The organism is Halorubrum sp. SD612 (assembly GCF_002135005.1).
Genome location: NZ_NEWI01000097.1, coordinates 1 through 11,181, shown reverse-complemented (window position 1 = coordinate 11,181; position 11,181 = coordinate 1). Strand labels below are relative to the sequence as shown.

General features: G+C 72.8%; 14 protein-coding genes. 5 read left to right on the top strand and 9 right to left on the bottom strand.

The genetic code is table 11. The annotated features are described in order from the left end of the window. Positions 1-198 precede the first annotated feature (198 nt). From B9G38_RS11405 to hisB, 3 genes are all read left to right on the top strand, one after another. Positions 199-1,038, top strand: a complete 840-nt coding sequence (locus tag B9G38_RS11405) for a hypothetical protein (protein WP_086220450.1) — start codon at positions 199-201, stop codon at positions 1,036-1,038. 86 nt (positions 1,039-1,124) lie between these two features. Further along, complete coding sequence (gene hisA, locus B9G38_RS11400; protein ID WP_086220449.1) at positions 1,125-1,877, top strand: 1-(5-phosphoribosyl)-5-[(5-phosphoribosylamino)methylideneamino]imidazole-4-carboxamide isomerase; 753 nt, start codon at positions 1,125-1,127, stop codon at positions 1,875-1,877. 439 nt (positions 1,878-2,316) lie between these two features. Continuing rightward, positions 2,317-2,913 (top strand): imidazoleglycerol-phosphate dehydratase HisB, encoded by a 597-nt coding sequence (hisB, locus tag B9G38_RS11390; protein WP_086220447.1) that lies wholly within the window; start codon positions 2,317-2,319, stop codon positions 2,911-2,913. 18 nt (positions 2,914-2,931) lie between these two features. Here the strand turns inward: hisB and B9G38_RS11385 are convergent, their stop codons facing one another. Continuing rightward, positions 2,932-3,153 (bottom strand): hypothetical protein, encoded by a 222-nt coding sequence (locus B9G38_RS11385; RefSeq protein WP_086220446.1) that lies wholly within the window; start codon positions 3,151-3,153, stop codon positions 2,932-2,934. A gap of 140 nt (positions 3,154-3,293) precedes the next feature. Here B9G38_RS11385 and B9G38_RS11380 point away from each other — a divergent pair, with 140 nt between their 5' ends. After that, positions 3,294-4,190 carry a YkgJ family cysteine cluster protein gene (locus tag B9G38_RS11380; RefSeq protein ID WP_086220445.1) on the top strand — a complete coding sequence of 299 codons (897 nt, stop codon included), beginning with the start codon at positions 3,294-3,296 and terminating at the stop codon, positions 4,188-4,190. A gap of 99 nt (positions 4,191-4,289) precedes the next feature. Next, entirely contained in the window at positions 4,290-6,074 is a 1,785-nt protein-coding gene (locus tag B9G38_RS11375) for an L-aspartate oxidase (RefSeq protein ID WP_086220444.1), read from the top strand. 27 nt (positions 6,075-6,101) lie between these two features. Here B9G38_RS11375 and B9G38_RS11370 read toward each other — a convergent pair whose 3' ends face one another. The 8 genes from B9G38_RS11370 to B9G38_RS11335 form a co-directional block, all read right to left on the bottom strand. Beyond that, complete coding sequence (locus B9G38_RS11370; RefSeq protein WP_049932083.1) at positions 6,102-6,395, bottom strand: hypothetical protein; 294 nt, start codon at positions 6,393-6,395, stop codon at positions 6,102-6,104. After that, positions 6,392-7,048, bottom strand: coding sequence for a GNAT family N-acetyltransferase (locus tag B9G38_RS11365; protein ID WP_086220443.1), 657 nt, complete (start codon positions 7,046-7,048; stop codon positions 6,392-6,394). The genes B9G38_RS11370 and B9G38_RS11365 overlap by 4 nt, the downstream gene beginning before the upstream one ends. Before the next feature lie 71 nt (positions 7,049-7,119). Beyond that, on the bottom strand, positions 7,120-8,262 hold the full coding sequence (locus B9G38_RS11360; RefSeq protein ID WP_086220442.1) for a Brp/Blh family beta-carotene 15,15'-dioxygenase: 1,143 nt from the start codon (positions 8,260-8,262) through the stop codon (positions 7,120-7,122). After that, positions 8,255-9,091, bottom strand: coding sequence for a lycopene cyclase domain-containing protein (locus B9G38_RS11355; RefSeq protein ID WP_049932085.1), 837 nt, complete (start codon positions 9,089-9,091; stop codon positions 8,255-8,257). The genes B9G38_RS11360 and B9G38_RS11355 overlap by 8 nt, the downstream gene beginning before the upstream one ends. Before the next feature lie 105 nt (positions 9,092-9,196). Continuing rightward, the gene (serB, locus tag B9G38_RS11350; RefSeq protein ID WP_049932087.1) at positions 9,197-9,847 is read right to left on the bottom strand and encodes a phosphoserine phosphatase SerB; all 651 of its coding nucleotides are present in this window, start codon (positions 9,845-9,847) and stop codon (positions 9,197-9,199) included. An 84-nt stretch (positions 9,848-9,931) separates the two neighbouring features. Continuing rightward, a complete protein-coding gene (locus B9G38_RS11345) occupies positions 9,932-10,120 on the bottom strand; it encodes a hypothetical protein (RefSeq protein WP_086220441.1) in 189 nt (62 codons plus the stop codon). A 97-nt stretch (positions 10,121-10,217) separates the two neighbouring features. Next, on the bottom strand, positions 10,218-10,421 hold the full coding sequence (locus B9G38_RS11340) for a hypothetical protein (RefSeq protein ID WP_049932090.1): 204 nt from the start codon (positions 10,419-10,421) through the stop codon (positions 10,218-10,220). Between the two features lie 107 nt (positions 10,422-10,528). After that, a partial coding sequence (locus B9G38_RS11335; protein ID WP_086220440.1) for an alpha hydrolase occupies positions 10,529-11,181 on the bottom strand: 653 nt, incomplete at its 5' end.

The window sequence follows — 11,181 nt, the reverse complement described above, 5'->3', positions numbered from 1 at the left end:
CCGCGCTACAGCCGGCGAGCGCGACGGCCCCCGCCGCCCCGGCCGCAGTCAGGAACCGCCGTCGGGTGTGTGGCCGAGCGCGTCGCCGCCGTGTCCTGCTTTCGTCGTCGGTCATCACTCGGTTGTTGTACTCGGTGGTTACATAAGGGATCCGGGTCGGGGCGACACCGATTTGCCCGTCGCGGCCGTCGAATTCGTATGAAGCAGCGTCCGACGAACGGATCTGCGGCGACGCCGCCCCCACGCGAGACGACCACCCGACGCCGCCTGCTCGCGGGCGGCGCGGCGGTCGGCGTCGCCGGGCTCGCCGGCTGTCTCGGCGCCCGCGACGGGCCAGTCCCGGCCCCCGAGGTGACGAGCGACCGGATCGACGACTGGCGACGGACCGACAAGTTCGAGCGGACGGTGTTCGAGCGGTCGTACGGTCCCGTCACCGTCCGGGCGCTCGAACACACGGGAATCTACGAGTACGCGCCCGTCGCGGACGCGCTCGCCGAGACGCTCGGCGGGTCCGGGTCGCCGGTCGTCTTCTTCGCGACGCGGATCGACCTCCGGCCCGCCGTCGACCGACTCCCGGCCGAGATCGGCCGCGAGCGGATCATGCGCGAGGTGGAGGCGGCCGCGACCGACGCCTTCCGCGGGCAGCTCCGGAGCGCCGGCATCGAGAACGTCGAAATCGCCGACGAGGGGATCTCCACCGTCCGGTCCGGCAACACGGCGACCGTGTGGCGGCTGACCGGCGAGTACGCGCTCGACGGCGAGGTCCCGCTCCCGGACGGGACCGCCGCGGGACTCGATCGACCCCTCGACATCGGGGCCCGCCTCGGCGTCTGGCACGACGGAACCGACGTGATCGTCGCCGGCGGCGCGTATCCGACCGATCCCCTTCTCGACGCCTTCGACGCGGCGCTGCCGGACTCGATCGACGCCGAGAGCGCTGTGCGACGGCTCGCCGGCGCCGAGAGCGCCGAGGCGCTCGCGACCGACCCCGCCGCCTACGACGAGGACGTCTCGCAGTTGCTCATCTCGGTGGTGTGAGCCGACGGCCCCCCGAAGCCCCCCGCTCGGCCCTCCTTCCGCCTCGAACCGACCCGTTTAATCGCCGTCGAGGGCTTCAGTCCCGTATGAGCCACTTCTCGGAGTTCGAAGTGATCCCCGCCGTCGACGTACAGGACGGCGAGGTCGTCCAGCTGGTCGGCGGCGAGCGCGGGACGGGCAAGCGCTACGGCGACCCCGTCGCGGCCGCCGAGCGCTGGGTCGAGGCGGGGGCCGAAACCCTCCACCTCGTCGATCTCGACGGCGCGTTCGAGGGCGAGCGCGTCAACGCCGGCGCGCTCGAGTCGGTCGTGGACGCGGTCGGCGGCGACGGCGCGGACGCGGTCGGCCTCCAGCTCGGCGGCGGCATCCGGGCCGCCGAGGGCGCGCGCGCGCTGCTCGACTTGGGGCTCGACCGCGTCATCCTCGGGACCGCGGCGGTCGAGACCCCGGATATCGTCGCGGAGATCGACGAGACCCACCCGGGGAGCGTCGTCGTCAGCCTCGACGCGAAGGACGGCGAGGTCGTCGTCTCTGGCTGGACCGAGGGGACCGGGCTCGACCCCGCCGAGGCCGCCGCCCGCTACGAGGAACTGGGGGCCGGCGCGATCCTCTTCACGAACGTCGACGTGGAGGGGCAGCTGGATGGGATCGACCGCGAGGCGGTCGCAAGCGTGGTCAACGCGGTCGAGATCCCGGTGATCGCCTCCGGCGGCGTGGCGGCGGTCGACGACGTGGTCGCGCTGAAGGAGGCGGGCGCGGCCGCGGTCGTCGTCGGGACGGCGTTATACGAGGGCGAGTTCACGCTGCGCGAGGCGCAGGACGCGGCGGACGAGATTTAAATCGACTTCGCATTTACCGTTGATTGCTTATAATAACTGACTGCGGATCGCCGGCGAACACCGCCAAAGCCCCAGCCGCGAGGACTCTCGCGCCTCGTTGCGCGCTTCACTCGGTCGCTCACTCCGTTCGCTCCCTCGCTCTAGTGCTTACGTCGTCGTGCTTCGTCCTCGCGGCTGCCCCTTTGACTCCCACCCGACCGCACCGCAACCGCGCCTCACACCTCCCCAGCCTCGCGGCTCCCTCCGCTTCGCTCCGGTCGCCGCGTCCCTCGCGCGCGCTGCCTCGCGGCCGCCGGTGGCGACCGCTCGCAGGCACGCGCCACCGCACCCCCGTTTATAACCATTCCTTCGACTCCCGCACCACGTCCGCTCCTCTCTCGCGGATCCGGAACCCCGCCACACCCGCAACCGACTTACGAATCCCCCGCGACGGGCCGGTATGAGCGACTACGACCGGACCGCGGCCGTCACCCGCGAGACGAGCGAGACGACCATCGAACTCACCCTCGCTATCGACGGCGACGGCGACAGCGAGGTCGACACGGGGGTCGGCTTCTACGACCACATGCTCGAATCGTTCGCGAAGCACGGCTTGTTCGACCTCACGGTCCGCTGCGACGGCGACCTCGACATCGACGACCACCACACCGTCGAGGACGTGGCGATCTGCCTCGGCGAGGCGTTCGACGAGGCGCTCGGCGACAAGCGCGGCATCCGGCGGTACGCCGACCGCCGCGTCCCGCTCGACGAGGCGGTCGCGAGCGTCGTCGTCGACGTGGCGGGGCGGCCGTACTACGAGTTCTCCGGAGAGTTCTCACAGGAGTCTGTCGGGGAGTTCACCAGCGTCATGGCCGACCACTTCGCGCTCTCCGTAGCCCACAACGCCGGGCTGACGCTCCACGCCGCGGTCGAGCGCGGCGACAACGCCCACCACGAGGTCGAGGCGCTGTTCAAGGCGCTGGCGCGCGCGCTCGACGACGCCACCCGGCTCGACGAGCGCCGCAGCGACACGCCAAGCACGAAGGGCGAGCTCTGAGGCGGCGTCCCCTCGGGGTCACTCGGGCGCGGCGAACTCGTTGTACTCCCCGTTGTGGTATACGAGTTCGCCCGTCTCTTCCAGCTCGTGGAGCAGGTCGAACACCTCGCTGTACTCGTGTTCGCGGTCGTACTCGACCGCCAGCCGCTGGACGACCACCCCCGGCGTCACCGCCGCGGCCTCGTGTTCTCGGACGATCCGGACCGCGAGCCGCCCGAGTTCCGACCGTTCCGAGTCCATCTCGTGACGACGTTCGGCCGGGGTCGGCAAAACGGTCCGGGTCCGGGACGCGCCCGGTTCGCGTCCCGTCCGGACTTGGTTCACGTCCGGTTCGCGTTCCGCCGACAACTTATCACACTGCGAACCGTTGGCAGGGCCGTATGGAACTCCGCTGTGAGGGCTGTGCCGGCTGCTGCGTCGACTGGCGTCCGCTCGATCCGGCCGCGGCGGGCTCAGACCGCACCGGGCCTCGTCCCCCGCTCGACGACACCTACGACCTCGTCCCGCTCACCCGCGACGAGGTCGTAGGCATCGTCGACGACGGCCTAGCCGACACCCTGGTCCCCCGACTGTTCGAGCCGGCCGAGCGCGACGAGCGCGTTCGGATCGACGGGACCGACCTCGCCGCGATCGACGGCCGCCCCGTCTTCGTCGTCGGCCTCCGGAAGCCCCCCAAGCCGGTCGCACCGATCGGGACCGACGAGCCGCGCTGGCTCGGCGCCTGCGCCTTCCTCGACCCGACGACGCTCCAGTGCCGGATCCACGGCGACGACCGCTACCCGCGCACCTGTTCGAGCTACCCGGGTCACAACCTCGAACTCGACGCCGAGACCGAGTGCGAGCGCGTCGAGGCCGCCGGGGGCGGGGACCGGCTCCTCGACGACGAGCCGGCCGACGACCTCCCGGCGCCCGCGTTCGGCCCGCAGGCGCTCGGCGCGACGGTGTTCGCGTACCCCGACCCGGAGGACCTCGACGGCGTCGTCGCCCGGCTCCGCGACGGCGGGGCGACCGCCGACGACCGCGCCCGCTTCGCCGGCGCTGCCGTCGGCTCTCGCCCCGGATCGCTGTCGGTGACGCGCGACCGCATGGCCGAGGCTCGGGACGACGCCCGCGAGGCCGACTCGTGGGTCGGGTCCGCGATCCGCGAGTGGACGGAGCGCGCCGGCGCCGACGACGAGCGGGTCGGCCTCGACCGCGACGCGCGCGACCGCCTCGCCCGCGCCGTCGAGGACGACGCCGGCGCGCCCGGCACGCCCGGCTGGGACGCGGAGCGATAGGGGACGCGCCGACCGTCCTCGGTCGTGTGTTCGCGCCGCCTTCTCGCGCGCACGCACACGCGCGTGAAGCTTACCCGTCTCCGGACCCTCCGTTCGAACATGGACGAACGAGCCCCGACTGACGAGCCGGTCGAGTACGCGCGAGAGGACGTGTCCGTCCTGGTCGTGGGCGCCGGCGCCGCCGGCGCGCGCGCGGCGATCGAACTCGCCGAGCGCGGCGTCGACGACGTGCTCGTCCTCGGGAAGCGCGGACACGGCGACGCCCACACCACGTGGGCTCGGGGCGGGATCAACGGCGCGCTCGGGACCCACGACCCCGAGGACTCGCCCGCGATCCACGCGGCGGACACCCTCAACGAGGGCCACCTGATCAACGATCCCGGGAAGGTCGAGACAGTGACCGCGCAGATGCCCGAGCGGCTCCGCGAGCTCGACGACTGGGGGATGGCGTACTCCCGCACCAACGACGGCGCGATCGACCAGCGGTTCTTCGGCGCGCAGTCGTTCCGCCGGACCGCCTTCGCCGGCGACCACACCGGCGAGTCGCTGCTGAACACGCTCGTCGACCGCGCGCAGGCGCTGTCGGTCCCCTACCGCGAGAACGTGATGATCACGAAGCTGGTCTCCGACGGCGGGGCCGTCCACGGTGCGGTCGGCTTCGACATGGATGACGGCGAGTTCGTACTGTTCAACGCGGGCACCGTCGTTCTCGCCGCCGGCGGCCACGCGGCGATCTACAACCGGCACACCTCCCGCGACGACGAGAACAACGGCGACGGCGCGGCGCTGGCCTTCGACGCCGGCACGTCGCTGATGGACATGGAGTTCATGCAGTTCCACCCGACGGGGATGGCCGTCGACGAGGCCGACCCCGAGTGGGCGCCGTGGAGCGGCCGCCTCGTGACCGAGGCCGTCCGCGGCGAGGGGGGCCGCCTGTTCAACGCCGAGGGCGAGCGGTTCATGGAGCGCTACTCTCCGGACCAGATGGAGCTCGACGCCCGCGACGTGGTCGCCCGCGCCATCGCCCGCGAGATCGGCGAGGGGCGCGGCACGGAGCACGGCGGCGTCTACCTCGACATCTCTCACCGCGACGCCGACTTCATCGAGGAGCGGCTCCCCAGAATGTACGAGCGGTTCCAAGACCTCGGCGTGGACATGGCCGAGGAGCCCGTCGAGGTCGCGCCGACCTCCCACTACGGGATGGGCGGCGTCGCCGTCGACGATCACGGCGAGACCGACGTTGACGGCCTCTTCGCCATCGGGGAGACGATGGCGGGCGTTCACGGCGCGAACCGCCTCGGCGGCAACTCGCTGGCCGAGACGGTCGCGTACGGCGTCGTCGCGGGCGAGCGGATCGCCGACCGCGTCGACGGCCCGGGTGAGGTGCCCGACGCCCTCCGCGAGGAGACCGTCGAGCCGCACCTCCGCGACCTGCGCGCGATGGCGGACAACGACGGCGCCAACGAGGTCGACGCGGTGCTCGCAGACCTCCGCGAGCTGATGTGGGAGCACGCGGGCATCCTCCGCGACGAGTCGTCGCTCCGTGAGGGGCTCGACCGCCTCGCCGCCGTCCGCGACCGCGCCGCGGACATGCGCGTCGGGCCGGTCACCAGCGAGTCGTTCGAGCTCGCCGTCGACGCCGGCTTCATGCTTGTCGCCGCCGAGGCGGTCCTCCGCGGCGCGCTCGAACGCGAGGAGTCGCGCGGCGCGCACTACCGCACCGACCACCCCGACACCGACCCCGACTGGCGTCGCAACGTCTACTTCGACGCGGCCGACGTCGGCGGCATGACGCTCCGCACCGAACCGGTCGATCAGCCGAGCGACGCCGTCCAGGCCGCCCTCGACGAGGGCCACGAGCTGGACTACCACCAGCTAGAGTAGCGACGGCCCGCTCCGCTCGTCCCTCCTTCACCCGCCCCGCTCCCGGTACCAGACGCGCTCGCCGACCGGCGACTCGCCGTCGTCGATCGGGAGCCGGCTCACGAACAGGTCCCGTACGGCGAGCGTGAGCGTCAACTCGACGGGCTCGCCGCGGTCCCCGTCTGCCACCGCTTCATCTCCTCCCGCCTCTCTCTCCGGCACGATCGGCCGCACCGTCACGACGCAGTGGCCGTCGCGCTCGCCGATCGATTCGACGACGCCGACCGACCACTGGTCGACGTGGTGCGACGGTTCCCTGGCGTGGACGCGGTCGTGGTTCACGACCGGCTCGCCTCCGCGTCGGTCGCGTCGCCCGCGACGCGCCGCACGGCGAGCACGCCCTCGCAGGTACACGTCTCCTCGCACTTCGGGCACTCCGCCGCGGGGCGCTCGATCGGGTCGCGGTGGATCGTCTCGTAGCCGTGCGCGTCGAACAGCTTCTCCGGGGAGTCGTCGCCGCCGTGGTACCACGAGTCCGCGAGGAACAGGTCGACGCCCCGCTCCGCGCCGGCCTCGTGGAGGCGACCGAGCAGCCGGCTGCCGATCCCCCGACCCGTCGCGCCCTCCCTGACGTACCCCATTTCGAGGTGGCCGTACCGCTCCGCGGCGGGCAGCAGGTCGGGGTCGTCGAAGAAGTACATCTCGTCGGCGACGGCGGTCGGATCGGTGAACTCGCGGAGCGCCATGACGCCGAGGATCGCGCCGTCCCGGTCGCCCTCGCCGTCGACCGCGTCGGTTCGGTCACTCTCGCCGTCAACCGCGTCCCCCGCCGACTCGACGGCGTCCCCCTCGACCGCGACCAGCACGTGGTACGTCGGGTCGTCGATCCCGAGGTCCACGCCGTAGGAGCTCCCCTCGGTGAAATGAGAGGTGATGAGCGCCTCCAGCGGCTCGGCGTCGCTCGGTCGCGGCTCGCGGATCGCGATCTCGCCCATCTACCGGACGGACGCCGTCGCCGACCAAGAGCGGTGCGGTGCCGGCACCGGCCGCCTCCGGTCGGCGCCGATCAGGTCCCGGCGCCCGGCCGCCAGACTCCCTCCCGCCGGTCGAGCCACGCCACGACGACGACGTGCGGGAGCGTCATGGCGGCGATGGCGACGAGCGACACGGCGAGCAGGTCGCCGGGCGCCGCCACGCCCGCGGGGACCGAGACGCCGACCGCGCCGACCACGAGGAACCCGCCGAGCGTGAGCGGCGCCGCGTCGCGCCCGAAGCGGGCGAGCGCGCCGACCGCGTCGCCGGCCGACGCCGCGCTCGCCGCCGCTGGGTCGACGAGGACGAGCCGGCCGACGTGCCGGAGCGCGTGCCACAGCGCGAAGTACACCCCGATCGCGAACACCGGCGCGGCGAGCAGGAACCACGCCCACAGCACGGCCAGCTCGCCGGCGTCGCGGCGCCAGCCGCCGGCGTCGCGCCCGCCCCGAACCCGCCGGTAGCCGAGCCCGACCGACGCCAGCGTCGCGGCCGCCATCCCGACGCCGACCCCGGCGCGGACCGCGGGCGCGAACAGGGGGTCGACGGCCGTCGCGGCCGCGCCCCCGTCGACGAGGAACAGGCCGACGATCCACTCGGCCACCAGCCGGTACTCCTCGGGGTGCGCGAGGAGCGGGACGCCCATCGGGAGGCCGCCGCGGACAATAAGCGCCAGCCAGCGCTCGGCCGAGGTGGGGAGGTGGTCGACGCCCGCGATCGCGAGCGTCGCCACGTCGCCCTGCCCCCAGTGGAGCCACGTGAGCGCGATGAACCCGACGAACGCGGCGACGGGCGCGGCGAAGAACGCTGCGACGACCGCCCCGCCGAGGACCGCGTAGCCGACGGAGACGACCGCGATCGACCGCCGGAGCGACACGCCCGGCGCGGCCCGTAGGGGGACGAGGTGGTCCACTGCGCCGTGCGCCATCCCGACGGCGAGGGTGCCGAGCGCGAACGTCGCGACGCCGAGTTCGACCGGAAACAGGGGGGTCGCGGCGCCGACCGGCAACAGCGCCGCCAGCACCAGCGCCGGACGTCGCGCGAACCACCGGTCGACCCGCTCGGCCGCCGGGTCGGCGTCGCGCCCGTCGCCGACGCTCTCGTCGGCCCCGCGTCCCGCGGTCGCGACGGACCGGGCGTCCGCCGCGCTCCGCGACGCCTCCGACGCCTCAGTCATCGACTACGTCCGGGTCCGGGTCGGCCGGGGACTCGGGGCCGCGAACGTCCCGCTCGGGCTCCGACCCGGCGCCGGCGACAGCGTCCGCCGCCGCCCCGCGGCGGTCGTTCCAGTCGAGCACCCACTCGAACAAGACGAGGCCGTTGATCGTCATCACTCCCGCGGCGACGAAGAACAGCATCTCTTCGATCGGGAGGCCGAGGACCGCAATCCCGGTCGTCAACTCCGGCGAGAGGTACCACGTCCCCATGCCGATCGCGATCCGGTCGGCGACCCAGAAGTACGCCGCCGGGGCGAGCGTCGCCGTGATCCACAGCCGCGGCGTGCGCGCGAGGTAGCCGCCGCCGACGCCCCACTGGAGCGCGAGGACGGGCCCGACCCACGCGATCAGCCCGCCGAGGTACAGGAACGACGGGTCGAGCCACGCGAGCCCCAGCCCGATCGGGACCATCGCGAGGCCGACGAGGACGCCGGCGGCCCGGGGCACGCGGTCGAAGTCGCCCTCGCGGAACGTCGGATCGAAACCGATCCGGTGGAGCGCGAACGCGACCACGATCGTCTGGATCGCGAAGAACAGGTACTCGCCGAGCGGGATCGAGAGCGCCCGCGCGACGACGGCGCCGTCCGCGTACCCCCAGGCGCCCCGGCGGATCATGTAGCTGATCCACGGGGTGGTGTAGGCGTACGCGATGGCGACGAGGATCGCGATCCCACCGACCGCCCGGCGCTGCCGCGTCGCCTCGTACCGCGGGGCGAGGTACCACAGCAGCGCCAGCACGGGGAGACTGAAGACGAGGTGAAACTGGAGATACGTCAGCGTCGGTAGCATCGGACCACCCCGGCGAAGACGCTCATGCCAACATATCGCCCCCGTTTCTGTTTAACCCTTCAGCCCAACGTGGTCAGGTATCGCCGGCCCGAACCGGTTCGGTGATCAGTCCCCGGCCGCGAGGACGCCGTGCGCCTCCAGCACCTTCCCCAGCCGGTACATGGAGGCGACGACCGAATCACAGACCGGCCGCACCGCGGACTTCGGGACGAAGCCGACCGCCAGGCCCGCGACCTCCAGCATCGGGAGGTCGTTCGCGCCGTCGCCGACCGCCACCGTCTCGCGCATCGGGACGCCGACCTCGGCCGCGAGGTCGGCGAGCGCGTCGTCCTTCGTCCCCTCGATCAGCGGTCCCTCCGCCTCGCCGGTGAGGGCGCCGTCCGGTCCGGTCGGCAGTCGGTTGGCGACGATCGTGTCGACGGCGACCCCCTCGCGAGCGAGCGCTGCCTCGACGCCGCGCTCGAACCCCCCGGTGAGGACGGCGACGTGGTGCCCCTCGTCGCGGAGGCGCTCGATGAGACGCGCGGCGCCGGGCCGGATCCGCACCGCGTCGAACGCGTCCTCGACCTCCGCCTCGGGAAGGGCTTCCAGCAGCTCCGCGCGCCGGTAGAGGCTCTCGGCGTAGCTGAGTTCGTCGTTCATCGCCCGCTCGGTGATCTCGGCGACCTCGTCGGCGACGCCCGCCCGCTCCGCGAGCAGGACCGTCATCTCGGAGTCGGAGAGCGTCCCGTCGAAGTCGAACGCGATGAGACTCATGGCGTCCGTTCGTCGCGGCGGGGCCTTGAAGCGCGCGGTCGCCCCCGATTTTCACCGGGGGAGCGCCTCTCGGACACGGCCCGCTCACAGCCGCTCGCCGCGGTACTCGAAGTACCTGACCTCCTCGGCGCACCAGGCGCAGCCGCACTCGCTGCAGTAGCCGCTCCGCCCGGTGAGCCGATCGGGGTGGGTGATCTCGATGCCGCGCTGGAACCGCTCCGCGAGCTCGTGGTATCGGTCGCACTCCTCCCAGAACGACGCCGCAGCGGCCATCGCGTCCGTTTACGTGAAACTCGTATTTGAACGGTACTCCGAACTCGCGCCCGCCCGGCCCCTTTCGGCCGCGTCGCAGCGGCTCGCGCCGCCCTCCTCACTCGCCGTCAGCGTCGGCGAGGAACTCCACGTCGCCGGCGATGACCGCGCTTGCGATGACGCCGACGCCGACCACGGTGGCGACCCCGAGGGTGGTCATCGTCACCGAGAGCGCCGAGCCGCCGATCGCGACGCCCACGAACGCCCCGACGGCCCCCCCGACGCCGCCGGCGATCACCGCCAGCGTCTGTGCCTCCCGCATAGGTGTCGATTTAGTAACACGGGTTATAAGCGTTCCCACCGGGTTCTCTCCGGTGATAACGCCGCCCTCATTCCGGCGCGGTGCCGCTCTCGGCGGTCGCCGGCGCCTCAGCGCGGGTACCGCCGCCCGAGGTCGGCGCCGTCGTCCGCCGCGTCGCTCCCGGCGGGCTCTCCGTTCGCGTTGTCGGAGTTCTCGTCGCCCGCATCCCCGTCGCCCACCTCCTCGCCGCCCGGACTCACGCTCCCGGTTCGGTAGCCGGCCATGTCGAGGGTGACGTACTCGAAGCCGAGGTCGGTGAGGTGTTCGTGGACGGCGTCGGCGAAGGCCGGGTCGAGCGCCCGCTCCAGTTCGTCGGGGGCGATCTCGACGCGTGCGAGGCCGTCGTGGTCGCGAACCCGGAACCCCTCGAAGCCCCACTCGCGGAGCACCCGCTCCGCCTTCTCGACGCGGGTCAGCCGCTCCTCGGTGACCTCCAGCCCGGTCGGGATCCGCGAGGAGAGACACGCCATCGAGGGCTTGTCGGCCACGGAGAGGTCGCGAGACTCGGCGATCGCGCGGACCTCCGCCTTCGTGATCCCGGCGTCGAGCAGCGGCGAGAACACGTCGAGCTCCTCGACCGCGCGGAGCCCCGGTCGGTGCCCCTCGCCGGGGTCGTCCGCGTTCGTCCCGCCGCAAACGGTGTCGATCCCCAGCTCCTTCGCGGTCTCGTACATCCGGCCGAGCCGCCAGGTCCGGCCGTCGTAACACCGGTGCCCCTCGT

Bases quoted from the DNA above. Each gene is read 5' to 3' on its own strand.
- B9G38_RS11405 (WP_086220450.1), top strand. From the start codon at position 199: ATGAAGCAGCGTCCGACGAACGGATCTGCGGCGACGCCGCCCCCACGC.
- B9G38_RS11360 (WP_086220442.1), bottom strand. From the start codon at position 8,262: ATGACTGAGGCGTCGGAGGCGTCGCGGAGCGCGGCGGACGCCCGGTCC.
- hisA (WP_086220449.1), top strand. From the start codon at position 1,125: ATGAGCCACTTCTCGGAGTTCGAAGTGATCCCCGCCGTCGACGTACAG.
- B9G38_RS11365 (WP_086220443.1), bottom strand. From the start codon at position 7,048: ATGGGCGAGATCGCGATCCGCGAGCCGCGACCGAGCGACGCCGAGCCG.
- B9G38_RS11340 (WP_049932090.1), bottom strand. From the start codon at position 10,421: ATGCGGGAGGCACAGACGCTGGCGGTGATCGCCGGCGGCGTCGGGGGG.
- B9G38_RS11375 (WP_086220444.1), top strand. From the start codon at position 4,290: ATGGACGAACGAGCCCCGACTGACGAGCCGGTCGAGTACGCGCGAGAG.
- B9G38_RS11355 (WP_049932085.1), bottom strand. From the start codon at position 9,091: ATGCTACCGACGCTGACGTATCTCCAGTTTCACCTCGTCTTCAGTCTC.
- B9G38_RS11345 (WP_086220441.1), bottom strand. From the start codon at position 10,120: ATGGCCGCTGCGGCGTCGTTCTGGGAGGAGTGCGACCGATACCACGAG.
- B9G38_RS11385 (WP_086220446.1), bottom strand. From the start codon at position 3,153: ATGGACTCGGAACGGTCGGAACTCGGGCGGCTCGCGGTCCGGATCGTC.
- B9G38_RS11380 (WP_086220445.1), top strand. From the start codon at position 3,294: ATGGAACTCCGCTGTGAGGGCTGTGCCGGCTGCTGCGTCGACTGGCGT.
- serB (WP_049932087.1), bottom strand. From the start codon at position 9,847: ATGAGTCTCATCGCGTTCGACTTCGACGGGACGCTCTCCGACTCCGAG.
- hisB (WP_086220447.1), top strand. From the start codon at position 2,317: ATGAGCGACTACGACCGGACCGCGGCCGTCACCCGCGAGACGAGCGAG.